Annotated in this window: 25 protein-coding genes; 4 read left to right on the plus strand and 21 right to left on the minus strand. The window is 41.7% G+C overall.

The annotated features are described in order from the left end of the window. Nucleotides 1–57: 57 nt before the first annotated feature. From BQ5321_RS18420 to BQ5321_RS18435, 4 genes are all read right to left on the minus strand, one after another. On the minus strand, nucleotides 58–570 hold the full coding sequence (locus BQ5321_RS18420; protein ID WP_071395878.1) for an adenine phosphoribosyltransferase: 513 nt from the start codon (nucleotides 568–570) through the stop codon (nucleotides 58–60). Nucleotides 571–572: 2 nt separating this feature from the next. Further along, nucleotides 573–2,930 (minus strand): single-stranded-DNA-specific exonuclease RecJ, encoded by a 2,358-nt coding sequence (recJ, locus tag BQ5321_RS18425; RefSeq protein WP_071395879.1) that lies wholly within the window; start codon nucleotides 2,928–2,930, stop codon nucleotides 573–575. A gap of 149 nt (nucleotides 2,931–3,079) precedes the next feature. Then, nucleotides 3,080–5,347 carry a protein translocase subunit SecDF gene (gene secDF, locus BQ5321_RS18430; RefSeq protein ID WP_071395880.1) on the minus strand — a complete coding sequence of 756 codons (2,268 nt, stop codon included), beginning with the start codon at nucleotides 5,345–5,347 and terminating at the stop codon, nucleotides 3,080–3,082. 222 nt (nucleotides 5,348–5,569) lie between these two features. Further along, a complete protein-coding gene (locus BQ5321_RS18435; protein ID WP_071395881.1) occupies nucleotides 5,570–5,866 on the minus strand; it encodes a post-transcriptional regulator in 297 nt (98 codons plus the stop codon). Nucleotides 5,867–5,977: 111 nt separating this feature from the next. On the opposite strand from BQ5321_RS18435, the gene spoVB reads away from it, so the two are divergent. Further along, the gene (spoVB, locus tag BQ5321_RS18440; protein WP_071395882.1) at nucleotides 5,978–7,567 is read left to right on the plus strand and encodes a stage V sporulation protein B; all 1,590 of its coding nucleotides are present in this window, start codon (nucleotides 5,978–5,980) and stop codon (nucleotides 7,565–7,567) included. A gap of 66 nt (nucleotides 7,568–7,633) precedes the next feature. Here the strand turns inward: spoVB and BQ5321_RS18445 are convergent, their stop codons facing one another. Beyond that, nucleotides 7,634–8,278, minus strand: coding sequence for a DUF421 domain-containing protein (locus BQ5321_RS18445; RefSeq protein WP_071395883.1), 645 nt, complete (start codon nucleotides 8,276–8,278; stop codon nucleotides 7,634–7,636). A 245-nt stretch (nucleotides 8,279–8,523) separates the two neighbouring features. Here BQ5321_RS18445 and BQ5321_RS18450 point away from each other — a divergent pair, with 245 nt between their 5' ends. Beyond that, entirely contained in the window at nucleotides 8,524–8,913 is a 390-nt protein-coding gene (locus BQ5321_RS18450) for a TIGR04086 family membrane protein (RefSeq protein ID WP_071396977.1), read from the plus strand. Nucleotides 8,914–8,977: 64 nt separating this feature from the next. Here BQ5321_RS18450 and yajC read toward each other — a convergent pair whose 3' ends face one another. From yajC to nadB, 13 genes are all read right to left on the minus strand, one after another. Continuing rightward, nucleotides 8,978–9,244, minus strand: a complete 267-nt coding sequence (gene yajC / locus BQ5321_RS18455; protein ID WP_071395884.1) for a preprotein translocase subunit YajC — start codon at nucleotides 9,242–9,244, stop codon at nucleotides 8,978–8,980. 74 nt (nucleotides 9,245–9,318) lie between these two features. Next, entirely contained in the window at nucleotides 9,319–10,458 is a 1,140-nt protein-coding gene (tgt, locus tag BQ5321_RS18460) for a tRNA guanosine(34) transglycosylase Tgt (protein ID WP_071395885.1), read from the minus strand. A gap of 52 nt (nucleotides 10,459–10,510) precedes the next feature. Beyond that, nucleotides 10,511–11,539, minus strand: coding sequence for a tRNA preQ1(34) S-adenosylmethionine ribosyltransferase-isomerase QueA (queA, locus tag BQ5321_RS18465; protein WP_071395886.1), 1,029 nt, complete (start codon nucleotides 11,537–11,539; stop codon nucleotides 10,511–10,513). 30 nt (nucleotides 11,540–11,569) lie between these two features. Further along, entirely contained in the window at nucleotides 11,570–11,776 is a 207-nt protein-coding gene (locus BQ5321_RS18470; RefSeq protein ID WP_071395887.1) for a DUF2905 domain-containing protein, read from the minus strand. Continuing rightward, nucleotides 11,773–12,774: a Holliday junction branch migration DNA helicase RuvB gene (gene ruvB / locus BQ5321_RS18475; RefSeq protein ID WP_071395888.1), complete on the minus strand. Its 1,002-nt coding sequence runs from the start codon at nucleotides 12,772–12,774 to the stop codon at nucleotides 11,773–11,775. The genes BQ5321_RS18470 and ruvB overlap by 4 nt, the downstream gene beginning before the upstream one ends. A 19-nt stretch (nucleotides 12,775–12,793) precedes the next feature. Continuing rightward, a complete protein-coding gene (ruvA, locus tag BQ5321_RS18480; protein WP_071395889.1) occupies nucleotides 12,794–13,402 on the minus strand; it encodes a Holliday junction branch migration protein RuvA in 609 nt (202 codons plus the stop codon). Nucleotides 13,403–13,547: 145 nt separating this feature from the next. Continuing rightward, the gene (locus BQ5321_RS18485) at nucleotides 13,548–14,093 is read right to left on the minus strand and encodes an intercompartmental signaling factor BofC (RefSeq protein WP_071395890.1); all 546 of its coding nucleotides are present in this window, start codon (nucleotides 14,091–14,093) and stop codon (nucleotides 13,548–13,550) included. 173 nt (nucleotides 14,094–14,266) lie between these two features. Further along, complete coding sequence (locus BQ5321_RS18490; protein ID WP_071395891.1) at nucleotides 14,267–14,998, minus strand: YhcN/YlaJ family sporulation lipoprotein; 732 nt, start codon at nucleotides 14,996–14,998, stop codon at nucleotides 14,267–14,269. A gap of 198 nt (nucleotides 14,999–15,196) precedes the next feature. Then, complete coding sequence (locus BQ5321_RS18495) at nucleotides 15,197–16,180, minus strand: phosphotransferase (protein WP_071395892.1); 984 nt, start codon at nucleotides 16,178–16,180, stop codon at nucleotides 15,197–15,199. Beyond that, the gene (gene safA, locus BQ5321_RS18500; protein WP_071395893.1) at nucleotides 16,164–18,125 is read right to left on the minus strand and encodes a SafA/ExsA family spore coat assembly protein; all 1,962 of its coding nucleotides are present in this window, start codon (nucleotides 18,123–18,125) and stop codon (nucleotides 16,164–16,166) included. The genes BQ5321_RS18495 and safA overlap by 17 nt, the downstream gene beginning before the upstream one ends. A gap of 348 nt (nucleotides 18,126–18,473) precedes the next feature. Continuing rightward, nucleotides 18,474–19,571 (minus strand): quinolinate synthase NadA, encoded by a 1,098-nt coding sequence (gene nadA, locus BQ5321_RS18505; RefSeq protein ID WP_071395894.1) that lies wholly within the window; start codon nucleotides 19,569–19,571, stop codon nucleotides 18,474–18,476. A gap of 54 nt (nucleotides 19,572–19,625) precedes the next feature. Further along, nucleotides 19,626–20,462 carry a carboxylating nicotinate-nucleotide diphosphorylase gene (nadC, locus tag BQ5321_RS18510; RefSeq protein ID WP_071395895.1) on the minus strand — a complete coding sequence of 279 codons (837 nt, stop codon included), beginning with the start codon at nucleotides 20,460–20,462 and terminating at the stop codon, nucleotides 19,626–19,628. Next, nucleotides 20,431–21,993: an L-aspartate oxidase gene (gene nadB / locus BQ5321_RS18515; RefSeq protein WP_071395896.1), complete on the minus strand. Its 1,563-nt coding sequence runs from the start codon at nucleotides 21,991–21,993 to the stop codon at nucleotides 20,431–20,433. The genes nadC and nadB overlap by 32 nt, the downstream gene beginning before the upstream one ends. Before the next feature lie 298 nt (nucleotides 21,994–22,291). On the opposite strand from nadB, the gene BQ5321_RS18520 reads away from it, so the two are divergent. Together BQ5321_RS18520 and BQ5321_RS18525 are read left to right on the plus strand one after the other, a co-directional pair. After that, a complete protein-coding gene (locus BQ5321_RS18520; protein ID WP_071395897.1) occupies nucleotides 22,292–23,440 on the plus strand; it encodes an IscS subfamily cysteine desulfurase in 1,149 nt (382 codons plus the stop codon). Continuing rightward, nucleotides 23,437–23,982, plus strand: coding sequence for a transcription repressor NadR (locus BQ5321_RS18525; protein WP_071395898.1), 546 nt, complete (start codon nucleotides 23,437–23,439; stop codon nucleotides 23,980–23,982). The genes BQ5321_RS18520 and BQ5321_RS18525 overlap by 4 nt, the downstream gene beginning before the upstream one ends. Nucleotides 23,983–24,040: 58 nt before the next feature. Here BQ5321_RS18525 and pheA read toward each other — a convergent pair whose 3' ends face one another. From pheA to obgE, 3 genes are all read right to left on the minus strand, one after another. Continuing rightward, the gene (gene pheA / locus BQ5321_RS18530) at nucleotides 24,041–24,892 is read right to left on the minus strand and encodes a prephenate dehydratase (protein ID WP_071395899.1); all 852 of its coding nucleotides are present in this window, start codon (nucleotides 24,890–24,892) and stop codon (nucleotides 24,041–24,043) included. A 135-nt stretch (nucleotides 24,893–25,027) separates the two neighbouring features. Then, nucleotides 25,028–25,483 (minus strand): ACT domain-containing protein, encoded by a 456-nt coding sequence (locus tag BQ5321_RS18535; RefSeq protein WP_071395900.1) that lies wholly within the window; start codon nucleotides 25,481–25,483, stop codon nucleotides 25,028–25,030. Between the two features lie 109 nt (nucleotides 25,484–25,592). Continuing rightward, nucleotides 25,593–26,882 (minus strand): GTPase ObgE, encoded by a 1,290-nt coding sequence (gene obgE, locus BQ5321_RS18540; protein WP_071395901.1) that lies wholly within the window; start codon nucleotides 26,880–26,882, stop codon nucleotides 25,593–25,595. Nucleotides 26,883–26,918 lie beyond the last annotated feature (36 nt).

The raw sequence follows: 26,918 nt of genomic DNA on the forward strand, positions 1-26,918 counted from the left end.
GCCAAGCGTTTTAGAATATAGGAAAAGAGCGCTTATAAATGTAAGCGCTCACACTCCCTAAAAGGACATTAATGTTAGAATATCGTGATTTTCAAGCTTATGACGCCCACCTAAATCACTTAACTCAATTAAAAAGGCAATTCCTGCAACAACCCCGCCCAGCTGTTCTACTAGCTGAATTGTAGCAAGGATCGTTCCACCAGTAGCCAGTAAATCATCTGTAATTAAGACTCTTTGCCCTGGTTTTATTGCATCCTTATGGATTGTAAGGACATCCTTTCCATATTCTAATCCGTAGTCTACTTTAACGGTTTCACGAGGTAGCTTCCCCTCTTTACGAACAGGCGCAAAGCCAACGCCAAGGGAATAGGCAACAGGACAGCCAATAATAAATCCGCGTGCTTCAGGACCGACCACAAGATCGATTTCTTTGTCACGGGCATATTGAACGATTTGGTCTGTAGCGTATTTATATGCTTCTCCATTATCCATTAATGTCGTAATATCTTTAAAGCTTATTCCCGGTTTGGGCCAATCCTCTACGACAGTAATAAATTTCTTCAAGTCCATTTCTAAAGTGCCTCCTCTAATTTCACCGTTTCATGAATCAACTGGTCAAACCAGTCTTTTAGCTGTTGAAACGATGAATATAACAATTCCTTTTCAAGCTCATATTGAGCCAGCTTTTGCTGATACGTTTGGGAATCGGCTAAATCCCGCTTCCCAGCATCCTTATTCAACGCAATCAGTCCATTTTTCATTGTAACAAATTCAAGTTCAAAAAACACCTGTGACATAAAATCAATGGTTTCTCTTGTCCAGCCTCGATGCTTAGCAATCGCATCACCATTCTTTTTTAAATCAAACGGACCCTTTTTAGCAATTAATGCATAAAACCATTTGAAATCCTCACGGGTTGGGATGGTTGAGAAGAAATCACTTTCAGCTTTAAATAAGTGGGCATAAATTCGAGCCACTTTTTTTCCTGATAGAAGCCGGTAAAGGATTTCCTTTGAAGGCGGTAAATCGACCAGCACCACATGACAATGGTCAAGCCTAGCTTCTTCTGCTTCTGTAACGGAAGAAATAAACAGTACATCACCGTCTGCAATGGTTTTTTGCAATCTCATCGCATAGTCCTGTCGGAAAACAATCCATTTTGTTTCTTCAGGTGGCAGACTGTCAGCAATCCCTATGATTTTTTTCGCACCTCGATAATCGAACAGCTGCCAGGAGGATACAGCCAAGTCCTGCAGGAAGATTTGCGGTTTTTTACGATTATTCCATTCATTAATCGAAAGCTCTCCAATCACCGACAGCTGTGAAGCCGGGGAAATATGATCGCACACTTCGCCAAGACCAAAGCCTACACCATCTAGTGCCATCCCTTCATGCTCCAGGGTTAATTTTAAATGATTTTGCTCTGAACCGATCTTTCGGATACTGCCAATCTTTGCTTCCTTTATCAGCACCTTAGGCTTTGGGTTATCCATGCCGTATGGTGCTAATAGATTCATTTCCTCAATCGAGGTAATATGGATATCCTGAACAGACACCTCGGTATCAATATAGGTGATAGGGATTAAATCCTCTTCAGACAATTGCTCGTTCGCAAGCTGATTTAAACGGCGGCGTAGCTCCTCGACATCACTCATATTTAAGGTCATCCCTGCAGCACTAGTATGTCCGCCAAAATGCGGCAGAATATCACGACAGGTGGACAGGTTTTTAAAAAGGTCAAATCCAGCAATACTTCTAGCCGAACCTTTTGCAAGACCCTTTTCCACATCATAGCTTAATACGATTGTCGGTCTGTAATATTTCTCAACCAGCTTTGATGCCACAATTCCAATGACCCCTGCGTTCCAGCCAGATTTTCCAACGATTAGGAAGCTGTTCTCCTCAATTGGGAATTGCTCCTCTACCATCTGTATAGCTTCTGCTGCAATGCTGTTTACCAGTTCCTTCCGATCCTTATTCAACTGCTCAATATCCTCAGCTAAGCTTTCCGCTTCGATGGGATCCTCTGTAAGCATTAAATAAACGGCCGGATCTGCGCTATCAAGTCTCCCTGCTGCATTGATACGGGGTGCAATAGAAAAACCAATTGTTTCCTCGTTCGTTGCCGCCGCTTCAACACCCGCTAACTTAAAAAGAGCCTTTAACCCAACGCTATCCGTATTTCTTATTATGTTCAAACCCTTTTGGGTAATTAGTCTATTTTCATCCTTTAATGGAACTAAATCGGCAATGGTTCCGATTGCAGCATACTGTAATAAATGCTGAGGAAGCTTGCCAAATAATGCATGTGCTAGCTTAAAGGCAACACCCGCTCCGCAAAGCTCCTGAAAGGGATACGGGCTCCCCTCTCTTTTCGGATGGATGATGGCGTATGCATCAGGTAGCTCCGGTCCGGGCTCATGGTGATCGGTAATGATTAAATCCATACCAAGCTCCTTTGCCACACTTGCTTCGTTAAGGGCAGCTATTCCGGTATCAACCGTAATAATCAGACTAATTCCAATTTCATGTGCATACCTGAAGGCACCTTCATTCGGTCCATAGCCTTCCGTGAAACGGTTTGGTATGTAAAATTGCACATTGGCTCCAAGCTCTTCAAGCGTCTTCATCATAATGGTTGTACTCGTAACACCGTCGGCATCATAATCGCCAAAAATCATGATGGCTTCGCCTGATTCTATCGCCTGTTTAATTCTATTCACGGCCTTGTCCATATCTAAAAAAAGAAATGGATCATGAAATTCCTGTTTTTCGCTAAATAAAAAAGCCCTTGCTTCCTCAGGATCTTCCAGTCCTCTGTTCACAAGTAGCGATGCAACCAGTGGCGTCACATTCATCTCGTCCACCAGCTGGGTGACTTTATCATTATTTGAATTTCGAACAATCCAACGAGTCTTTGAATTTAACATACGCTCACCCCTTAGCTTATTCATTATACAAAAGTGAGGTTAAGGATTCAATGAAAGAGTATGGATTGTATGGGAAAGGAAGGAAAAAAGAAAAGTGCCATAACTTGAAATAATAAAAACCGCAGGAAATCCTGCGGTTTCTATCTTTCTTATACTTGTGGCTCATCTGAACGCACACGTTTTTCCTTGTAGGTATTAATGGTACCCTTCTTCTTCAATTCCTTATGCTTGAACTCTACCCAAAGAGGGATTGCAATAAAGATTGTTGTTAAGGTTCCAACAATTAACCCAACCGTTAAGGCAACTGAAAATGGAAGCAGGGATTCACTACCAAAAATTAAGACCGCGACAACCGTTACCGCTGTCATTAAAACCGTATTAATCGATCTTCCAAGCGTTTGCCTTAGACTTGTATTGGCAATATCAGCGATATCCTCAAACGTTTTAATCCGTCTTCTTTTCTGCATATTTTCGCGCATTCTATCAAAGGTAACAATCGTATCATTAATCGCATAACCGACAATGGTTAATAATGCTGCAATAAAGGTTAAATCCACTTGTATTCTCGTAATACTGAAGAACGGAATAATGATGATTGCCGCATATAGTAAGGCAATAACTGCGGATACGGCCATTCTCCACTCAAAGCGGAACGAGACGAAAATAATGAGCCCAATCGATGCGATTAATACACCGAGAACAGCATTTTTTGCTAATTCTTTCCCAACAATCGGTGTCACGGTGCTGACATTAGGCTCAGAACCATATACTTTTTGGAAGTGAGATTTGATGTCGGCTATTTTTTCCTTTGAAAGAGCGGTATTAAATTGCGCAACACCTGTATCGCGATTATCACCAGAAATAACAATATCATCTGTCGGTGTTCCGATTTTTTCAAATTCCTTGGAAATTTGCTCCGCTGTCAATGATTCCTTAGCTAATATATCCACTCGTGTCCCACTAGTAAAATCAATGGATAAATTTAATCTAGCAAAGGCTAAGACAATCATCCCGATGACTAAGATGGTTCCAAAAATCGCTAAGGCTTTTTTCCGACCCTTAATAAAATCAAAGCGGTCAAATTTTGTTGTCAGGTCAAGTGTATCTATATTATCGCGTAAATCATGAATATCACTCTTTTTCACACCAAACCAGCCTGGTCTTTTATCTAAAGTACCACTATTAACGAATAGGCTTAGTAGCCATCTTGATAAAAATACATTGGTGATAAAACTCGCCAGGATACCAATGATTAAGCTGGTCGCAAATCCTTTTACAGAGCTTGTACCATAATAGAAAAGTACTGCTGCAGCTAATAGAGTCGTCAGGTTGGCATCTGTAACGGTTGATAGAGAGTTTTCATTTCCTGCCTTGAACGCAGACTTTATCGATCTTCCTACCCTGATTTCCTCCTTGATTCTTTCGGCGGTAATAATATTGGCATCAACCGCCATCCCGACACCGAGAATAAGTGCCGCTACCCCCGGCAACGTCAAAACAACATTCATCCAATCAAATACAACTAATACTAAAAATAGATATACGGTTAAAGTAATCGTTGAGATAATCCCTGGTAAGCGGTAATAAGCAATCATGAAAAGGAAGACTGCTGCTACCCCGATTAAACCAGCAAAGACCGTTTTCGTTAGAGCTTGTTCACCGAATTGGGCTCCAACTGAAGTGGAATAGATTTCATCCAATTTAACTGGCAATGCCCCTGCATTTAAAATATCTGCTAAGCTTGTCGCTTCCTCCATGGTAAAGCTTCCCGTAATGGAGACAGAGTTCTGGTTAAAAACTTCACTTACTCTTGGAGCAGAAACAAATTTCGGATCTGGCTTCACGATTTCTGCCTGATACGAGTCTACCCCTTCTTCGAAATCAAGCCAAATAACTAATACATTGTTCGGTGCACCCATATTAACAATCTCTTGGGTTACCTGTTTAAACTTTTCTGCGCTTTTTAATTTCAAGGATACAATTGGCTGTCCATTCTCATCAAAGGTTTGCTGGGCACCGCCTTCAGCAAGATCCGTCCCATCCATCATCACGCGGTCATTGGCATCCCGAAACGTTAAATTCGCTTCAGTAGACAGGATTTCCCGGGCTTGGTTCTGGTCCTCAACTCCTGCGAGCTGAACTCGGATACGATTTTCTCCTTCAATCTGAATGTTTGGCTCACTTACACCTAGTACGTTAACACGGCGATCTAATGCTTCTACGGTACTAGTAAGAGCTTTCTGGTCAATTTTTTGACCCTCTTTCGCTGGACTTACTTCATAAAGCACCTCAAATCCACCCTGAAGATCGAGCCCTAGCTTGATGTTATTGACTACGTCCTTAGTTGTTGCCCCCATGACTGCACCCATGACAACAATAAAGATTAAAAAGGCAACAATCCGACTTCTTTTTACCATTATGTATAGCTCCTCCTTAACTCTAAAGCCGACAGATCATAAAAAAGCTAATCTGCAAATCACTGTTTCGATTACAGCAATCTCACTTCAAAAAACTAACCATTTTTCAATAAAAAATGGATATCCCTTCAAATAGATTATTATGAAACAGTTTTAATGGACTGTCAATTTGATACAGTATTACGACATAAAGAATTAACAAATGTCGTTTTATTATTTACACTATTTCAATAATTCCAAAAGCTCTTCATCGTTATCCAGTGTAAATTCTGCATCCTTTAAAGCCTCAACTGTACTATAGTTCATAAATTCCCCCACTTTTAAGGAAAGAATACTTTGAACCATTTCATAAAGTTTCATTTCATTATTTTCCTTGCGCCACTTTTTTCGAACTAAAAACTGCCAAATATCTTCCTCCGAAACACTTTCATACCCTAATAGCTGGAATTCCTCCTGTTTACTTTTCAAAGCTGGCCATACTTTGCTGCGAAAATGATCATATTCCTGGCTAATCTCCATATTAGCCCCTCCCCGCGATTTCGTTTGGAATTCTTAGTCATGCTTTGTCCATATCAGTGCATATAGATAATTGTATATGATAAAACCTTTTTTGAGAAGGTAGGGAATACAATGTCTAAGTTTATCAAAGGGACACTGATACTACTAGTAGCAGGACTTATCACACGTGTATTAGGATTCATTAACCGCATTGTTATTGCCCGCTTTATCGGAGCAGAGGGTGTTGGGCTTTACATGATGGCGGTACCGACCTTTATTCTTGCCATTACCATAACACAGATTGGTTTGCCAGTTGCCATTTCGAAAAACGTGGCGGAGGCTGCGGCCGTTGGAGATAAAGCAAAGGTCAAGAAAATCCTCGTTGTATCCTTAACCACAACGATTACCCTTTCAGCAATCTTTACTCCTATCTTACTTTTGACTGCACCACTGTTAGCGGAGACACTGTTGACTGATGAAAGAACGCTTTATCCTTTATTAGCTATTGCACCGGTTGTACCGATTATTGCCATCTCTTCTGTGATTCGGGGCTATTTTCAAGGAAAACAGAACATGAAGCCTGTTGCCTTCTCGCAGATGATTGAGCAAGTGATACGAATTGGCTTAATCGCCTTCATGACAAAAGCATTTATTCCCTACGGAATCGAATATGCAGCAGCAGCGGCAATGGCATCTGCTGTCATCGGAGAGTTCGCATCACTTTTGTATCTACTCACTACTTTTAAATTGAAAAAGAAATTTCCTGTTCGAAAAAACTTTTTCTCCTATTTACGTTCAGGAAGAAATGAATTCAAGGGTCTTATGAGTATTGCGATGCCAACAACTGGCAGCAGAATGATCGGTTCCCTATCCTGGTTTTTTGAACCCATTGTCGTTTCTCACAGCCTGGCACTTGCTGGGATTGCTGCTGTTGCAGCAACAGAGCAATACGGTTCCTTGACCGGCTTTGCCCTTCCATTATTAATGCTGCCATCGTTTATTACCCAATCCTTGTCCACATCATTAGTACCAGCGATAAGTGAAGCACATTCAAAGAATAATATGAAGCTTGTTGAATATCGGCTCCAGCAAGCACTGCGTTTTGTTTTTTTATCAGGTGGACTGGCTGTTGTCATGCTATATGTACTGGCAGACCCGCTCATGAAAGTATTATATGGCTCAGAAAGTGGCTCTGGATTCATTAAGCTCATGGCCCCTTTCTTTATTCTATATTATTATCAGGGTCCACTGCAGGCAACGCTTCAAGCACTCAATTTGGCGAGAGCAGCTATGGTGAACAGCTTGATTGGCGCCGTCGTGAAAACAGCCGTTATCTTTGCATTAGCAAGCCAGACAGCCTTTGGTATTAACGGAGTGGCAATTGGTCTGCTCGTTGGCTTTGTTTTAGTCACCCTACTTCACTTTGCAACAGTCCTGAAAAAGGTTTCATTCACCTTCTATCTACGTGATTATTTGAAAACCTTTTTTGTTATGGGGATATCCGGCATTGTAGGCGCCTGGATAATTCAACACCTTCCTGCAGCCCAACATCTTGCGATAAAGGTTCTACTCACAGCCATGGCAATTTCCATCATCTATACTATGCTCGTACTCCTACTAGGATTACTACAAAAAGATGAGCTCACCCGAATCCCATGGATCGGCAAACCCCTGTCCAAACTAGCCATCTTCGGCCAGCCCCACCCCACATTAAAGCGTTAATCCAACGGGGGACAGACCCCCACTGCTTTAAAGCGGTGGGGGTCTGTCCCCCGACGCTTTAAAGCGTTACTCATTTATTAGGTCAATGTAGAATTGGCCGTTTTGGTAGCTGCAGAAGGAGATTTGTTGGAGGGTGGTGATGCCCTTTTGTTTCAGCTGCTGTCTTAGCCAAAGTTCTGTTTTGTTAATAATATGTAAGTGCTCCTGCTGAATCTGCCCATCAATAATGAGGGGAAGTGTTAAGCTTCCCTCCTGCTGCTTTTCTTTCTCTAATACGGACAGCTTTCCTGATGGCTCAAGAATCGCAAATTCTACATCCGCAATATTATGAACATTTTTTTCCCGGAGCTGCTGGAGTAGGTCATCGAAATTATAACGCTGCTTCCGCATCGCTGATTCATCAATTTGGCCCTGGTTAATAATAATAGTCGGAGAACCATCCACTATATCTCTAAATTTCTTACTTTTTAATGATAAGCGTGCCATGGTAATTTGAATGAGCATGAGCAGTACAATTGGAATAATTGATTTCATTACCTCAATATTTGGTTCATCGATAGCCATTACAGCTATTTCAGCAATCATAATATTGACGACCAGATCAAATACACTTAACTCCCCAATTTCTCTTTTACCCATCATTCGGAAAATTAGTAGAATGATAAAATAAATGAATATAGTCCTAAGTATTACGATAATCCATTCATGCATCTACTCTATCTCCCTTCACGCCATCCTGCTTTCATGTCTGAGCAAGCAGTCTTCAGCATTCATTAGTTGCCTATTTATTTTGTTCTTTATTCTAAAATCCATGTTGGTAAATTTTCCAAAGGTGGTTTCATTTGAACAAAAGATTCTAGTCTATATTCATCAATTCACGAATATGCTTGTACAAAGAGACTTGGTTCATTTGGAATACGCAAGACTGTTCCAAATTCAGAAGGGAGAGATTGATTATCGAAGAATCAAAAAACCTAGGCAGCGCAGTATTATATGGAACACTAGCTATTTTTGTTTTTGCGATTATCACTAGCTTATTGTTCGCTTTTTTATTAAGATTTACCTCGTTGCAGGAGTCATCTGTGCAGTATATAATTTCGGCTATATCCTTCATTTCTATTTTTCTTGGAGGTTTTATTTCAGGGGGAAAAGGAAAACAAAAAGGCTGGATGCTCGGTGGATTAACCGGCATCATCTATTCAGTAGTGATTTTTTTGTATCAATTTTTAGGTCTCGATAACCTTTTCAATTTCGAGCAGCTTATCTATCACATCTGCTATATATTAATTGCCATGATGGGTGGAATTTTAGGAGTTAACATGAGTGGTAAATCCAGAAATAATTAAAACAAAAAAACAGGAGCCGTATAACCTCAGGGCTTCCTGTTTTTTTATGCTGCAATGCTAGTACTTAAGCAGATTCAACTACTTCGCGTACTGCTGATCTGTCATATGTAAGACGGCTGCCATCTCCACATTTAATCACAACTTTTTCTTCATCAACTGCATCTACGATTCCATGAAGACCGCCAATTGTCACGACTTTATCTCCCTTTTTTAAAGAGCTTTGCATCTGTTGCACAGATTTTTGCCTTTTTTGCTGTGGACGAATTAAAAGGAAATAAAACAAAACAAACATTAAAATTATCGGACCTACTGTCCCTAAAATACCTTCCATGCACACATTACCTCCTTTCAAGCATGATTAAATCTAAAGCTGTGTCCTATCATCAAGGATGAACACAGACTTGATCAAAAGTTTTTGGCGTTAGGTTTATTAAAACCGTATTGCTCAAAAAATTCTTCTCTAAAGTCCCCTAGACGATCTTCTCGAATCGCTTGTCTGACTTGTTCCATTAATTTTACCAGAAAATACAGGTTATGATAAGACGTTAGGCGTATTCCGAATGTTTCGTCACAGCGGATAAGATGACGAATATAAGCACGACTGTAATTTCTGCAGGTATAACAATCACAATGCTCGTCAATCGGGCCAAAATCTCTGGCATATTTCGCATTCTTAACAACCAAACGGCCACTTGACGTCATCAAAGTTCCATTTCTTGCAATACGTGTCGGCAATACACAGTCAAACATATCTACTCCACGGATAGCTCCGTCAATCAAAGAATCCGGCGAACCAACACCCATTAAATAACGAGGTTTATTAGTTGGCAGCAACGGTGTCGTAAACTCAAGGACCCTGTTCATCACATCTTTCGGCTCTCCGACTGACAGACCGCCAATGGCATAGCCAGGAAAATCAAGTGACACTAAGTCACGGGCGCTTTGCTTACGAAGCTCTTCATACTCACCGCCCTGTACGATTCCGAATAATCCTTGATCATTCGGTCTGTCATGGGCTTTGAGACAGCGCTCCGCCCAACGCGATGTTCTTTCCACCGACTTTTTCATATAATCAAATTCAGCAGGGTATGGCGGACACTCATCAAATGCCATCATAATATCAGAGCCAAGGGCATTTTGAATTTCCATTGCCTTTTCTGGTGAAAGAAAAAGCTTATCACCATTTAAATGATTGCGGAAATGGACACCTTCTTCTTCAATTTTACGAAACTCGCTAAGACTAAAGACTTGAAAGCCCCCTGAATCCGTTAATATGGCACGGTCCCAGTTCATAAATTTATGCAGACCGCCGGCTTCTTTTACAATATCATGTCCCGGGCGAAGCCACAAATGATATGTATTACTTAAAATAATCCCGGCTCCCATTTCCTTAATATCCTCTGGAGACATCGTTTTCACTGTCGCTAATGTTCCAACAGGCATAAACACAGGCGTTTCAAAGGACCCGTGCGGTGTATGAACACGACCGAGCCGTGCTCCCGTTTGTTTACATGTTTTAATTAACTCATAAGTTACTGCTGACAATAGTTATTCTCCTTTCTATCTCAAAGGCTCGAAGGCTTTTTTACCATACTGCCTAAATAATCAGCATCGCATCACCGAAGCTGAAAAAACGATATTTCTCTTGTACTGCTGTTTCATAGGCATGTAATACGGCTTCACGGCCTGCTAATGAACTGACCAGCATGATCAGCGTTGATTTCGGCAAATGAAAATTAGTAATCATCCCATCAATCGCTTTAAACTCATAGCCTGGATAGATAAAAATATCCGTCCAGCCGCTTCTTGCTTCAAACTTACCATTACAAGCCGACGCAATCGTTTCTAATGTCCGAGTAGAGGTCGTCCCCACTGAAATAATCCGTCCTCCAGAGCTTCGAACTTCATTTAACAGGGCTGCCGTACCTTCTGTCATTTGATAAAATTCAGAATGCATTTCATGCTGGTCGACCTCGTCAACACTAACCGGCCTGAATGTTCCCAATCCAACATGTAAAGTAATAAAGGCAATATGTATACTGGCGGCTTTTATTTCCTCCAACAGCTCTTCTGTAAAATGTAGACCTGCTGTCGGGGCGGCAGCAGAGCCTCTTTCCCGCGCATAGACCGTTTGATAACGGTCCTGGTCCTCTAACTGTTCTTTAATATATGGCGGCAGCGGCATCTCTCCTAATTGGTCGAGCACTTCATAGAAAATTCCTTCATATTGAAAATCAAGAATTCTCCCTCCATGCTCCAGCTCCTGGGTACAGACCGCTGTTAATAATCCGTTACCAAAAACAATTTTCGTCCCATTTTTTATCCGTTTCGCCGGTTTAACAAGCGTTTCCCAGCGATCATTTTCCTGCTGTTTTAATAATAGTACCTCAATTTTCGCGCCAGTATCTTCCTTTGCACCGAACAGCCTTGCCGGCAAGACTCTCGTATCATTTAGAACAAGGCAGTCCCCGGGCTTTAAATAGCTTTTAATATGCTTGAAAATATCATGTGTAATCCTTCCAGTTTCTTTATCCAACACCATCAGCCTGCTGCTGGAACGGTCAAGCAGCGGAGTTTGTGCGATTAATTCTTCCGGTAAGTGAAAATCAAATAAATCTACTTTCATAATGTCACCCTATCTTTAACTATTCAAACGTTAACGGAATTTCCCAATGAAATAAAAAATCAGTGACAGCACAACACTAAGTACAATCGATGTCATAATCGGAAAGTAAAAGGTTGTGCTGCCTTTCTTAATTACTATATCTCCAGGTAATTTTCCAATATGGATAAACTGCATCAGGAAACCAATAATGAAAATCACGACGCCAATTGTCATTAGTAGTTTTCCTATCCCTGTCATTCCTCGGGCACCTCCATTCCAAGATGACGGTATGCTGAATCAGTTATGATTCGTCCTCTCGGTGTCCGTTGCAGAAAGCCAATTTGCAGGAGATATGGTTCATATACATCCTCGATGGTATGCGCCTCTTCTCCAATTGTTGCTGCAATGGTTTCAAGCCCAACAGGACCTCCACGGAATTTTTCAATAATCCCTCTTAATAATTTATGGTCAATATGATCCAAACCTAAACGGTCAACCTGGAGTAGGTCGAGTGACTTCAGGGCCATTTCCTCATCAATTACCCCATCACCACGTACTTGAGCAAAATCACGTACTCGTTTTAGCAGTCGGTTTGCAATTCTTGGCGTTCCCCGCGACCTTGAGGCAATTTCAGATGCGGCCTGTGAATCAATTTCTATATCCAATACCTCCGCAGTCCTAATGACGATTTCCTTTAGTTGCTTTGAATTGTAGTATTCAAGCCTGCTATGAACGCCAAATCGATCACGCAATGGTGCTGATAAAGACCCCGCTCTTGTCGTAGCCCCTACAAGAGTAAACGGTGGCAAATCAAGCCTGACAGAGCGGGCACTTGGACCCTTCCCAATGACAATATCTAAGCAAAAATCCTCCATTGCTGGGTATAGCACTTCCTCAATAGAGCGGGTCAAGCGATGGATTTCATCAATAAACAATACATCACCAGGTTCTAGTGCCGTTAAAACAGCTGCCAAATCACCCGGTCTTTCAATCGCAGGGCCTGCTGTTGTCCTGAGATTGACTCCCATTTCATTAGCAATAATCGCGGCAAGAGTTGTCTTTCCAAGTCCTGGAGGTCCGTAAAGTAGGACATGATCTAACGTCTCCTGCCTAAGCTTAGCTGCTTTTATAAAGACAGCTAAGTTTTCTTTCACTTTATCCTGTCCAATATATTGGTTTAAGGTTTGGGGACGAAGGCTTGTTTCAAAAGAGCTTTCCCCTAAATCGGCTTCACTTGAAATAATTCGTTCTTCCATTCGTCATCTCCCCACTTTCCTATGATCGAAGCAGCAGCTGTAAACCTTTTCGAATATACTCGTCTGTTGTAAGCGTCTCTTTTTTCAACACAGGTGAAATCTTCTTAATTTCTCTCTCCGAGTAGCCAAGGGCCAATAAGGCAAGAAGTGCTTCATCAAATTCTTCATGCGCTTTGATTTCCTGTTCCTGATCAGGTGCAAATAAATTAGGAAAATAATCCGGTAGGATATCAGGCAGCTTTCCTTTTAAATCTAGAATCATTTGTCTAGCGGTCTTTTTACCGACACCAGGAAATTTAACTAGAAACGCTTCATCTTCGTTTTCAATCGCCTGTACAACCTGCTGCGGTTCACCTGAAGCAAGGATAGCGAGCGCCCCCTTTGGACCAATGCCTGTAACATTTAATAGCTTCATGAACAAGGTTTTCTCTTCACGAGACTGAAATCCGTATAGGGCAAGAATATCCTCCCGTACATATGTATACGTATAAACGGTGACTTCTTGACCAGAGTACTTTGAGTATGCAAATGGATTCGGTGCAGATATCTGATAACCCATTCCATTATTCTCAATCACAATATACTCTGGGTGAATATATTGAACACTTCCTCTAATAAATTCATACAATGTTTTTCTCTCTCCTCTAAATAGCTGTACATCATTTTATCATACAATATTTAACGGATTAAGAAAAATGTTGGATTCATCAAATTATTCACGTTCTTATTCCAATGCAAAAAGAACCGGCTGACCGGTTCTTTATTAGAAGCTTTTAATTAGCCGCCTTTTCTTTCGAATACGATTTAAACGTTTCTAATACTTCCACATAGCGGTCCTTTGTTTTAATCGGAATCCCCTTTTTTAATTCTATTCTTTTACGGCTTTCCAGCTTCCCAACATCAATTTGGAAAAAGGATTGAATTATATGAGATTTATAGGGCTTTCCATTAAAAATTGTTAATATCCCGTCCTCCGTCACACCAAAATAACCATTTGTTTTCAATAATGGCGAGATATCGTCCATTTCCTTCCGAAAAACGAATTTCCCCTGATTCATCCCAATAAACTGCCATTCATCATATTTAGCCCAAAAGTTTTCCATGGACCAAATCGTTTCGGTGATGGTCTCTTCACTTATTTCACCATCCACATACATATAGGTTAATAGGACATCGACTTCGATTGGGAGCTTTATTTCTTCAACAGGTTGAATAGCTAAAGCTTTATGACTTTCTCCTCCTAGAGAGAAATCTGCTAAAAGGATCACCCATACAAATCCAACCAGGGCAATAATTCGAACAGACCATTTTGTTTGCATAGACGATCACCTCGTTTTGAAATCGGAGCAACGGCTTTTTACCTATCAGTAAGAAGCTTTTACGCAATTGAACCTCTTATTATCACATTACTATTTTGACCAATTTTTTCATGCTTATCCTTGTTTTAAGCACAAAAAACAGAGCAAGACTATAGCCTGCTCTGTTTATCGGGTTATTGGTCAATATTTTCCTTTGAGTTCTTTATATTTTGTATCTCATGATCCAGATCATCCATTGGGCCACCGTTTTGAATATCGTTGTTAATGACCTTAATACGGTTATACTGACTTTCATTTGTCAGTATTTTAACTGTTCTTCCATGACGATATGGCTCAATGGCACTGGCGATGTTTTTCTTCGTCTCTTCAACCTTATTGCCATCATTTAATAGGACGCCTACAATAATCGTGTCCTCTCGAATCACCGTCTGGGCATCCTTAACATTTTCTACCCTTTTGGCTTTGCTAGTGATTTGTTCCGTTTGTTTTCCACCATTGATAGCATGATTATTACGGCGCGAAGGGGTTGCTTGATTTGATAAATGTCCATGATAGTTCCTATCGTCATTGCTGATTTCTTCTCTGCCATCAATGACTACTTCGCGATTATTAATTTTGTAAACGCCACTTTTATTTTTCATGTTTTGAATGCCTTGGCGGTTCGTTCCTCGTTCTTTTCCCAATGAATGGTCCAAAGCCTCTGTTGCAGGACCATCATTGTCATCCTCAAGAAGAATAGCGTTTCCACCATTTCCATCATGGTTTTCATTTGAGTAATAACCAATCGGGATGGTGTCATTATCGTTTCTCCGGTCTTGAATAGCTGATTCATCATTTCCGCAGCCGGTAAGACCGATCATGATGAACATAGTTGGTAGTAACCAGAATTTTTTATGTTGTTGCACGGAAGCTCCACCTCTCCACTTAAAAATGAGCATCGCATTCACTTTGTATGGAGAAGCTTAACTTCAAGAAAAAAGTTAACTTCATAATCATTTTCATTCCAGTCTGGCTTCCTGGCCGGAATAAAGGAAGAGTAAATACAATGCTCATTATTAGAATGTGAACAGACTCCGTTTTTAAATCCTGTCAGATACCTCCATTTAGTTAATGTTTGTTTCAAGCTGTTTGTAGAAAGCAAGCCTCTCATCCAATTGTCCCAAGGTTAATTCCATGACCGAACGAACCTTTCGTACATCATTGTAAGTATGCTCTTTAACAAGCCTGTTCCATTCACGGAAAATATCGGTCGGAAATGCCAGTGCATATAAAAAGACAGGATGTTGAAAATAGGACTGAAGGAGTTGAAATGAGGACAGCTCCTTGATTGACCAACTTAAAAAAGGAAGAATTCGGTTAGAATATTGTAAATAATCGGCTATGCTTGGTCCGGTACTAATTAAGTCAAAATCAATTAAATACAATTCCCCCGTCGAAATTCGGAAAAAATTATGATGTGCTACATCTCCATGTAAAATCACATTGGGAAAGGAGTATAAGGATTCCTTTTCCTGTCTTAAGCCGGTTAATGACCATTCAGCCCAATAGATTAAGCCCTCAATAACCTCCTTTTGTAAAAAAGAGGAGAGTACGTGAGCATTAGCTTGAAACTGCTGAAGCCTTTCTTCCCATTTATCTATAAGATGGAAAGCCGGTAGGATGGTTCTATAGCTGTCAACCAGCTTTTCTGATGCGATGTGAAAACTCTGTAAAAGTGTAAGACCTTCCTGGCAATGATCCATCGAATCATAGTAAAAGGTATTCTCTCCCCTTCTAAGATACTCAAGAAAACCAAAGTACTGTGACTCAAAAAATAACCGATGTTCATTTGGAAGGGAGTAAAAAGAATACGAATAATCGAAGCCGGCCTTTTTTAGAGATTGGGTAAAGACCTCTTGTATTTTCAGACGTCTGAGGGAGGAATAGCCCTTTAGCACAAATTGAAATCCGTCCTTTAAGCTAACAATATACACATTTTTTCTAAGTGGCGTAAGGGAGAGAATCTGAAAAGGCAGGTGTTGCTTTAAATAGGAGAGGAGACGATTATGAAATCCATCGTCTCCTCTAAATTTAATCGTTATATTCACTGCTTTCCTCATCACGTGGTGTTGGGTACCCTGGCCCAAAATCGTAAGGAACCCCATAATCGCCCATCGGCGCCCCATAGTCTGGCACTCCTGCCTGCATATATGGTCCGTAAGGTGGTTGACCAAAGCCCATTTGCGGATAATAAGGACCAGGGAAAAATCCTCCAGGCATACCTGGTGACATTGGTGGAGCAGAATAGCCCCCTCCTCCAAAGCCTTCCATTGGGTATCCAGGCTGGGATCCTCCACAACCGCAATCCTTTTCTTGCATAGGCTGCGGCATTTGGTGCGGCATCTGTTGACCCATCATTGGCATTTGTTGTGGCATCTGCTGGCCCATCATTGGCATAGATTGCGGCATCTGCTGGCCCATCATTGGCATAGATTGCGGCATCTGCTGACCCATCATTGGCATAGACTGTGGCATCTGCTGACCCATCATTGGCATAGGTTGTGGCATCTGCTGACCCATCATTGGCATAGGTTGTGGCATCTGCTGACCCATCATTGGCATAGGCTGTGGCATCTGCTGACCCATCATTGGCATAGGTTGTGGCATCTGCTGACCCATCATTGGCATAGGTTGTGGCATCTGCTGACCCATCATTGGCATAGGTTGATCCATTGGCATCATTGGGGTTTGCGCACCCATCTCCGGATTTCCTGGTGACGGCATTCCTTGACCTGTTTCGGGTGAGAACATTTGCGGCATAAATGGTGATGATTCTTCATACATATCAGGACCATCCTGAATACCGGCTACCATGCCAGGCTGATTTGGTATTGGCGCTTCTGGCATGTAAGCACCCTGTACCTGTGGAAAGGCAGGATTAGCATTCATTGGCATTGAAGGCATTTGTGCTCCCATTAGCGGTGGACATGGCATTTGTGGTGCATGCATTTGCGCACCCATTACCGGAGGACATGGCATTTGTGCTCCTTGTACCTGTGGATATGGCATCTGTGCTGGCATTTGCATTCCTTGTACCTGCGGATATGGCATCTGTGCTGGCATTTGCATTCCTTGTACCTGCGGATATGGCATTGGCTGACCACCTGGATAACACGGATCGAAGCATGGATTAACATAGTTTGGCATGTATGGATACATTGGCTGATATTGACCTCCTACATTTTGATCGATTGGGGATTCCGGAATCGGTGGAAAGTCTTCAGGGCTTTCAAACACCGGATTTACCTCCGGAAGAACATTTAATGGCTTTGGTGGTAATTTGGGCAATGATTTAGGCGGCTCTGGGACGTTGACATTTGCCATGTTCGACATAAAATAGTTATTGATATCAGCTTCAGAGATTGGCAGCGGCATTTTGGGAAGATATGGCTTTTTCGCCTCTTCAACCGCTTTTACTTTCGGAACCTCTTTTATTGGTTCCATCGGCTTTACCTTTGGAGCTTCTTTTGGTAATTCCTTTGGCTTCGCTTTCGGCACTGGCTTTGGTGCTTCAGGCATTGCCTTCTGTATTGGCTTTGGTGCCGGCTTCGGTGCTTCAGGCATTGCCTTCTGTATTGGCTTTGGTGCCGGCTTCGGTGCTTCAGGCATTGCCTTCTGTATTGGCTTTGGTGCTGGCTTTGGTGCTTCAGGCATTGCCTTCGGTACTTCAATAGGTGCTGGCTTTGGAGGTTCTACCGGCTCCGCCTTCGGTTCTTCCTTAGGCTCCTCCTTTGGTTTTTCCTTCATAATAGGAAACTCCTGCTTTGGCATTTCTTTTTTGGCACCCATGTTTATTTTTGCCCCTTGTACTCCGGTAGGAGCCTCTTTCTTTATATTGCCTCCTGATGTTGGGACTTTTATTTTCATACCGGGCATAATCATATCGGGGTTGCTAAGCTGTGAATTCATCTTTTTCAGCTCTTCGAAATCTACGCCATACTTCTTGGCTATCTTCCAAAGAGTATCCCCTTTTTGTACGATATGGATTTTCACTCTGATTTCCCTCCCATGCATAAGTCCTTTCATTCTATGTTGAATTGGGCAAATTGTTATCAAATTCGCCCGCCGAATTTTCGCCCGGATTTTTATCAAGCTCGCTCGATAAAGATCCGAGGCATCCGCCGGAGGCTTAACTTCATTCAGCTGGGATTTAACCCGTCTGAATCGGAGAGAGTTTTTACATACATCCTTGAACTTTAGAAATAGAGAACTTCTGCTGATTGAAGTTAGTCTTCATAAAAACTTATGCTATTTCTTGAATAAATATGATTACGCAAAAAAAGTGGCAGGGACCGTAAAAGGACGAATATCCTTTTACGATCCCTGCCACTACTCACATCTTTATCTTTGCAGCATTCTATCAAGAGCTAATTTTGCTTTTTCTGCTACATCTTGATCTACTTTAATGATATTTTCAGATTCTCCCTTTTCAATGGACTCTAATGACCATGCCAAATGAGGAAGATCAATTCGGTTCATGGTTAAGCAGGAACACATATATGGGTTTAATGAAATAATATGCTTATCCGGATGCTGTTGAATGATTCTGTTCACTAAATTCTGCTCAGTTCCAATAGCCCACGCGGAACCCGGCTCAGCACTTTTGATTGCATCAATTATATAATTCGTTGAACCAGCCATGTCACTAAGGGCTACGACCTCACGAGAGCATTCCGGGTGAACAATAATTTTCATGTCCGGGTGCTGCTTTCGAACACTTTGGACGTTTGCGACCGTGAAGTTTTCATGGACTGAGCAATGACCCTTCCATAGAATCACCTTAATATTTTCAAGCACCCCCTCATATTCCAGTCTATTTTCCTGCGGATTCCACACGGCCATTTCTTCTAAGGAAATGCCAAGATTATAGGCTGTATTTCGTCCCAAATGCTGATCTGGAAGGAATAAGATTCTTTCCTTCTGCTCAAAGGCCCAGGCAACCATTTTTTCCGCATTCGAGGAAGTAACAGTTGCACCGCCATGCTCACCGACAAACGCTTTAATGGCTGCCGTTGAGTTCACATACGTCAATGGAAGAATCGTGTCACCGAAAGCTTCCATTAATGCCTCCCATGCTCTTTCTGTCTGATAGATGTCTGCCATATCTGCCATTGAACAGCCCGCACGCATATCAGGTAAATAAACCCTTTGCTCTGCTGTTGTTAAAATATCAGCGGTCTCTGCCATGAAATGAACACCGCAAAAGGCAATAAATTCAGCCTCCCTATTCTTAGCTGACAGCTGTGCAAGCACTAAAGAATCTCCTGTTGCATCTGCAAATTGAATGACCTCATCCTTTTGATAATGATGTCCAGGAATAAATAAACGTTTCCCTAATCTCACCTTTACCTCCTGCACACGATTTTCCAGCTCTTCTGTTGACATTTGTTTGTATATGTCAGGTAGCATTGTATGATTCATCGTCTGTAAAATGGTCATTTCCCCACTCCCCTTAATCGTTTCTATAAAGTATCGCTTTAGCAAACTAGTATTCTAGCCAATATGAACTCTCACACTAATATCAAGAGCCTTCACAGTATGCGTTAAACTACCAAGTGAAATCACATCTACACCTGTATCACTGTATTCAGCTAAATTATCCAGATTAATGCCGCCAGATGCTTCGGTTCGAATCTCATCTGGTACCAACCCAATCCACGCTTTAATTTCCTCGGGACTGCGGTTATCAAACATAATCACATCCGCTTTGGCTGCAACGGCTTCTAACAGCTGTTCTTTTGTTTCAACCTCTACTTCTATTTTCACCATATGACCAATGTTGGACCGGGCTTTTTCAATTGCCTTTGTAATCGAACCTGCAAAGGAAATATGATTATCCTTGATCATCACTGCGTCGTATAAGCCAAAACGGTGGTTGGTACCGCCGCCGCACTGAACGGCATGCTTTTCTAGCATCCGTAATCCCGGTGTTGTTTTTCTCGTATCAGCAATTTTTGTATGTTGACTGTTTAAAATACGGACTGCCTCATTCGTTTGGGTTGCAATGCCGCTCATTCTTTGAACAAGATTCAGTACAACGCGCTCGCCCTGTAGCAGGCTAGCAACTTTACCTTTTACACTGGCAAAGATTTGCCCCTTTTCAATCCGCTCTCCGTCCCTTACTTTTAGCTCAATAGCACAATTTGCATCTAGCATAGGAAACCCTGTCCGAATGACGTCCTCACCACAAAAGATTCCATTTGCCTTTGCGATAAAAACAATCTCACCACTTTCTTCAGGACCGAAAATTGATTCGCTCGATAAATCCCCTTCCCCTATATCTTCAATGAAAAACTGTTCAAGTTGTAAGCGCAATTTCAGCTTGTTCAACGCAACCACCCTTTTTATATTGTATTATTTGTGTTTTCTCCCATGCTTTTTCTTCATTTGGATAATCTAAGCGAAGATGGCCACCACGGCTTTCCGTTCTTGTAATAGCTGATTTGGTAACCAGCCATGAGCTGATGAGCATAAAGACCTGATTTAATTCCTCAGTAGATAGTGAATCTAAATCAGCTTCAAGCCATTGTTCAATCGCAAAGCCCTCAAGAAAATCTAGTTGCTGCTTTAGATTTTCCTTTGTCCTGACAATCCCAGTACGCTCCATCATACTCTTTTTCAGCTTTGTAACATCAGGCAGGAGACTGCGGGAAGGTGTTATCCTTTCATTTGTACCTTTTCGAACAAATAAATTCCCTTCTCCCTGTGATTCATTAATAAAAGCTGCCAGGCGCTTGCCAAAGAATAATCCTTCTAGTAACGAATTACTGGCAAGGCGATTGGCTCCATGCACACCAGTACATGCTGCTTCACCAATCGCATAAAGATTAGGGATGGTTGTCTGTCCATTGAGATTCGTCACAATGCCGCCCATTAAAAAGTGACAGCCCGGTACGACAGGGATTTTCCCACTGTTAATATGAATGCCATTTTCTTCACAAATAGAAGCAACGGTTGGAAAATGACTCTCAAAATGTTTAATAGTCGAAATATCCAAATAGATCGTATGCCCTCTTCTCATCCAATCAAAAATCGTTTGTGACACTACATGTCTTGGTGCTAAATCCTTGTAAGGATGAACCCCCTCCATAATGTAAGTCCCATCCTCTGTTACAAGTCTTGCCCCTTCACCTCTAACTGCCTCTGAGACAAGACCCGCACCCTTTCCATTTGCATTCAATAGAGTAGGATGAAATTGAACAAACTCCATGTCTGCCAATTGAGCACCGGCGCGATACGCAAGGGCAAGACCATCCCCTGTTACGGTTTCAGCATTTGAAGTAAAGCTATAAATTTGCCCCAGGCCGCCTGTGGCAATGACTGTATGATCTGCAAACACTTGAATAGACCGTCCATTGGATTCCTTTGCCTTTACACCTATACATCTACCATCACTTATCATTAATTCATAGACTGTCATATTTTCCATCAAGGTTATATGGTTAATTTGTTGCTGCAAAAAGTCTATAATGGTTTTTCCTGTTGCGTCTCCTCCGCCATGGACAATTCTTTTTTCGCTATGTGCACCTTCAAGCCCGAGCTTGACATGGCCTGATGCATCACGGTCAAAGGAGCAGCCCTCTAGGAGAAGTTCATTTATTAATTCCGGCGCCTCTTCTGTCATTAAGGAAACTGCTTCAAGGTTGTTATGAAAACGTCCAGCTTCTAGTGTATCCTGATAATGTTTAGTTGGATGATCATAATCAGCTATGGCAGCAGCAATTCCTCCTTGAGCTAAATAAGAATTACTCGTTGTGACCTCTGTTTTTGTGATAATAATCACATGTAAGTCACTACTAAGCTTTTTCGCCAATTGTAAAGCCGCTATCCCGCTACCAATAATCACTACATTTGCATGCATTTTCCCTTCATCTGCCCTTCATCTTCTCCTTTTAAGTTAACAGGTGTCTTGACACATATATTTACATAGATTTAAACTAATGACAAGTATTTTTTCCTATTTTTCTTTCAATTCCTTTAGATTTCATGTATTTTTCCTTTTGATACCTACTTGTTTACTAGATTTAATTGATGGATTTCAACGGAAATCACTCCATTTAGAAAATGGTAATCCTGCAATATTTGCTTTATCATAAAAGCAAAGCTCTTGTGAATACATGATCATTTTTAGCAAAAATCCGAAAAGTTGGTGAACACATATGATTTATTTTGATTATGCAGCTACGACTCCGCTCGATGCTGATGCGGCCGATATATATGTTCAAGCAGCAACAGAATATTATGGCAACACAGGAAGCCTTCATGATATTGGCTGCACAGCGAAAGATATCCTCGAAAATTGTCGCCAGGAATTTGCCAGTATTCTTGGTGTTCCAAAGGACGGGATTTTCTTTACGAGTGGTGGTTCAGAAAGTAACTTTCTTGGTATTCAAGCTCTGCTTTCTGCTACTAAAAAAAAGGGAAAGCATATCATTTCAAGCATGGCCGAGCATTCATCGATTCGAAGCACTTTAGATCTCCTGGCTTCTCAAGGCTATGACATCACCCTTCTGCCATTTAATCAAAAGGGCCAGATTGATATGGATAGATTAAAAAACGCAACGAGGGAAGACACCGTTTTAATCGCTATTCAGCATGGAAATTCTGAAATTGGTTCACTGCAGCCCATTGAAGAAATCGCTAATTGGTGTCAGGAGCAGAATCTATTATTTCATAGTGACTGTGTGCATACATTCGGGAAAATAGACTTAAAAAAATTAACCAAATGGGTCGACAGCTTTGCACTCTCATCCCATAAGTTTTACGGCCCGAAAGGAATTGGAGTCGGCTATGTTAATCCGAAGCTTGCCTGGAAGCCGCATTATCCGGGTGCCACACATGAAAAAGGCTTTAGACCCGGAACCGTTAATGTCCCTGCCATTGCCGCTATGACTGTTGCCGCCCAGAAAAGCATAGCAAAACAAGAAGAGCTGTTCACACAGATGAAGAAGCATCGCCAGCTTCTGTTATCTATTCTAGCTGAAGCAGGTGATAGAATAACACTGTACGAAAATAGTGAAGAACATCAGCTACCGCATACTCTCGGTCTCCGTTTAAATGGATTAGAGGGGCAATGGGTCATGCTTGAATGTAATCGACTCGGTTTTGCCATTTCAACCGGTAGCGCCTGCTCAACAGGTCTTACGTCTGCATCCAAAACCATGACAGCCATGAATATTCCTGAAAAAATCGGTAAGGAATTTATCCGTATTTCCTTTGGACAGCAGACCACCGAGCAGGATGTTAAGGGGCTCGCCGAGACGCTGCTTAACATCATTCATGAAAGTCAAAAGGGGGTAAGATTATGAAGGAACAGAAAAAGGTTTTCGGAGAGGAAAGGCGCACACTGCTCTTATCCCTTTTAAAAGATAGTGATGAACCCATGACAGGCAGTGAGCTAGCCGCTAAAACAAATGTAAGCAGACAGGTGATAGTGGGAGATATTTCGCTCTTAAAGGCTAGAAAGGAACCGATTATGGCAACTAGTCAGGGGTATTTATACTTAAAAAGCAATTCACCTGCTACCATGTTTGAGCGGACCATTGCCTGTAATCATCCGCCTGAGCGGACTGAGGAAGAATTAAATATTTGTGTAGACCATGGAGTAACCGTAAGGGATGTCAAGATTGAACACCCGGTATATGGTGATTTAACGGCTTCTGTATTAGTGTCTAATCGGAAGGAAGTAACGCAATTCATCAAAAAAATTAAATCTACCCAGTCTTCGTATTTACTCGAGCTGACGAATGGGATCCATCTTCATACCATTTGCGCTCCCTCTGAAAAAGCTTTAGATGATGCCATAGAGGCATTAAGGGATGCAAATTTTCTAATTGATTCAACGGTCTAAAGGGTCCTATAACCGAAAAAAAGAGTCTGACAGGAAATCCTTGTCCGACTCTTTTATTTTACTTTTTTAATTGATAATATGGATAGCTGCCTAGAACCTTTACTTGACAGTTTAGTGCTTCCATTTCCGCAATTGCACCAGGAATTAAAACATCATCAAGCGCGGTATCTAAATCAACGATGAAAAAGTAATTACCTAAGCCCGTTTTAGTTGGTCTCGACTCAATTTTGATTAGGTTCAGCTTTCTCCAGGCAAATGCGGATAAGACCTGATGAAGCGCTCCAGAATGGTCTGCCGGCAGTGTAACCATTAACGTTGTCTTATAGCCAACATAGTTTGGTTTGATAGGCAGATTGATTGGCTGCTTTGACAAGAAGATAAAGCGCGTATGGTTAAAGTCAAAATCATGGATATCATATTTGGCAATCACGAGGCCATATTCCTTTGCCGCCAGTTCATTGGCAATCGCTCCAATCGGCTCATCAGGATGCTCGGCTACATATTGCGCTGCACCAGCAGTGGAGGTATAGCCTTCTGCTCTCACACCCTTTAACTCATGGTGTAAAAACTTATGGCATTGGGCAATCGCATGTGTATGACTGTAAATCTTCTTTAGATTCTTCCAATTTTCTAGCTGGCTAGGATGCACCATTAAATGCTGACGAATCGGCGCTGAAAGCTCTCCTCTAATCGGTAAATCTACTTCATGAATTAAATAATCAAGCGTAATATTCACAGAGCCTTCCAACGCATTTTCAAGTGGAACGACTGCAATATCTATTTCGTCATTCACGACTGCTTCGATGCAGTCAGGAATAGTTGTAAAAGCAACGGACTCGTATTCTGGAAACATTTCGCGTACGGCCAAATCTGTAAATGTAGCTCTAGGACCTAGATAACCTGTTTTCACTGCACTATTCTCCCTATTTTGTATTTTACAAATACTTTACCATTTAAAAAAATGATTGTACAACATTTTTCAACTATAATAAATAATTATTTTCTATGATAAAAATATAAAAAAGGCGCTGTTCCAAGTGCATTACTATGCACCTGAACCAAGCACCTCTACTTTTTCTACGAACTCCAGACGTCTCAGCTTTGTTAGAAGCTCTTCTATATCTATTTCCATTTGCGCTGTATTTATCGATAGAGTCACGTTAGCCCTACCTTGAAGAGGAATAGTTTGGTGTATCGTCAGCACGTTGCAGCCCGTTGAAGCCACCGTTGTTAAAAGATGGGATAGGGTCCCTGAACGATCCTCTAAATAGAAAAATAACGTGATTAAGTGCTCCTTTACAATCGTATGAAATGGAAATACCGTGTCGCGGTATTTATAAAAGGCACTTCTGCTGAGGTCTACACGCTGAACCGCATCCCAGACCGATTCTGCTTTTCCCCGTTCAATCATTTCCTTTGCCTCGAGCGTTTTTTTCATGGCTTCAGGCAGCACATCTTCCCGTACTAAATAAAACTTTCGATCAGTTTTATTCTGTCTCATTCCTCTACCCCCAAAAACAAATCCGCAAGCAGCTATGTCCTTCTCAAGGCTTGCGTCTATACGATGTTTTCCTTACAACGCTAGTTTCACAGGTATTTTTTTCTAAAGCCTACTCGATAAACTCAAACTCAAATTCTAACAGCCTAACGGTATCTCCGTCCTTAGCACCTTTCTCACGAAGCGCTTCATCAACACCCATACCACGAAGCTGACGAGCAAACCGTTTTACAGACTCATCTCTTGAGAAGTCAGTCATCTTAAATAATTTTTCCACAGCATCCCCTGACAGCACAAAGCTACCATCCGGATCCCTTGTAATTTCAAATTCCTTCTGCTCTCCTTCATGCTTATAGAGAACATGATGTACACTCGTATCCTCAGTTTCAGCCTGAAGTGGAAATTCTGGTGTATCCTCGAGCTTATCCGCAATCGCGTATAACAAATCTCTAAGACCCTTTCTAGTTATCGCTGAAATTGGAAAAATTGGATAATCCTCCTGAAGCTTCTCTTTAAACTTCGCTAACTGCTCTTCCGCTTCCGGCATATCCATTTTGTTCGCAACGATAATCTGTGGTCTTTCCATTAAACGTAGATTATATTGCTCTAATTCTTTATTAATCGTCAGATAATCCTCATAAGGATCGCGACCTTCCGTTGCTGCCATATCAATCACATGAACGATTACTCTTGTTCGCTCAATATGACGTAAAAATTGATGGCCTAACCCAACCCCTGAATGGGCTCCTTCAATAAGACCAGGCAAATCTGCCATAACAAAGCTACGGTTATCCTCAGTTTCAACCATTCCTAAATTGGGAACAAGGGTTGTAAAGTGATAATCAGCTATTTTCGGCTTAGCTGATGATACAACAGACAATAAAGTTGATTTACCAACACTCGGGAAACCAACAAGTCCAACATCTGCCAACAGCTTTAATTCAAGAACAATATCTCTTTCCTGTCCCGGTTCACCATGCTCTGAAAGCTCAGGAGCTGGGTTTGCAGGTGTAGCAAAGCGCGAATTTCCTCTGCCGCCTCGACCACCTTTGGCAATCACCGCACGCTGACCATGCTCGGTTAAATCGGCAATCACAGCACCTGTGTCAGCATCCGTTACCACTGTACCAGGCGGGACCTTTACGATCATATCCTTCGCACCACGGCCATGTTGATTTTTAGACATGCCATGCTCTCCACGCTGTGCCTTGAAATGACGCTGATAGCGAAAATCCATTAAGGTTCGAAGACCTTCCTCAACTTCAAATACAACGTCTGCGCCCTTTCCGCCATCCCCGCCTGCAGGACCGCCCTTTGGCACATATTTTTCACGACGGAATGCGACCATACCGTTACCGCCGTCTCCGCCCTTCACATACACTTTGACTCGATCGACAAACATAATTCATTTCCTCCAAACAATATTTTGGAACATGTG

The sequence above is a fragment of the Bacillus tuaregi genome (assembly GCF_900104575.1).
Taxonomy (GTDB): Bacteria; Bacillota; Bacilli; order Bacillales; family Cytobacillaceae; genus Bacillus_BD; species Bacillus_BD tuaregi.

What these genes read in the sequence shown, in the direction of transcription:
- BQ5321_RS18435 (WP_071395881.1), bottom strand. Translation starts at nt 5,866, where the DNA reads ATGGAGATTAGCCAGGAATATGATCATTTTCGCAGCAAAGTATGGCCA.
- BQ5321_RS18535 (WP_071395900.1), bottom strand. Translation starts at nt 25,483, where the DNA reads ATGAGACAGAATAAAACTGATCGAAAGTTTTATTTAGTACGGGAAGAT.
- nadA (WP_071395894.1), bottom strand. Translation starts at nt 19,571, where the DNA reads ATGACCATTTTACAGACGATGAATCATACAATGCTACCTGACATATAC.
- BQ5321_RS18420 (WP_071395878.1), bottom strand. Translation starts at nt 570, where the DNA reads ATGGACTTGAAGAAATTTATTACTGTCGTAGAGGATTGGCCCAAACCG.
- nadB (WP_071395896.1), bottom strand. Translation starts at nt 21,993, where the DNA reads ATGCATGCAAATGTAGTGATTATTGGTAGCGGGATAGCGGCTTTACAA.
- queA (WP_071395886.1), bottom strand. Translation starts at nt 11,539, where the DNA reads ATGAAAGTAGATTTATTTGATTTTCACTTACCGGAAGAATTAATCGCA.
- ruvB (WP_071395888.1), bottom strand. Translation starts at nt 12,774, where the DNA reads ATGGAAGAACGAATTATTTCAAGTGAAGCCGATTTAGGGGAAAGCTCT.
- obgE (WP_071395901.1), bottom strand. Translation starts at nt 26,882, where the DNA reads ATGTTTGTCGATCGAGTCAAAGTGTATGTGAAGGGCGGAGACGGCGGT.
- BQ5321_RS18445 (WP_071395883.1), bottom strand. Translation starts at nt 8,278, where the DNA reads ATGCATGAATGGATTATCGTAATACTTAGGACTATATTCATTTATTTT.
- BQ5321_RS18525 (WP_071395898.1), top strand. Translation starts at nt 23,437, where the DNA reads ATGAAGGAACAGAAAAAGGTTTTCGGAGAGGAAAGGCGCACACTGCTC.
- BQ5321_RS18520 (WP_071395897.1), top strand. Translation starts at nt 22,292, where the DNA reads ATGATTTATTTTGATTATGCAGCTACGACTCCGCTCGATGCTGATGCG.
- spoVB (WP_071395882.1), top strand. Translation starts at nt 5,978, where the DNA reads ATGTCTAAGTTTATCAAAGGGACACTGATACTACTAGTAGCAGGACTT.
- BQ5321_RS18485 (WP_071395890.1), bottom strand. Translation starts at nt 14,093, where the DNA reads ATGCAAACAAAATGGTCTGTTCGAATTATTGCCCTGGTTGGATTTGTA.
- BQ5321_RS18470 (WP_071395887.1), bottom strand. Translation starts at nt 11,776, where the DNA reads ATGACAGGGATAGGAAAACTACTAATGACAATTGGCGTCGTGATTTTC.
- secDF (WP_071395880.1), bottom strand. Translation starts at nt 5,347, where the DNA reads ATGGTAAAAAGAAGTCGGATTGTTGCCTTTTTAATCTTTATTGTTGTC.
- yajC (WP_071395884.1), bottom strand. Translation starts at nt 9,244, where the DNA reads ATGGAAGGTATTTTAGGGACAGTAGGTCCGATAATTTTAATGTTTGTT.
- recJ (WP_071395879.1), bottom strand. Translation starts at nt 2,930, where the DNA reads ATGTTAAATTCAAAGACTCGTTGGATTGTTCGAAATTCAAATAATGAT.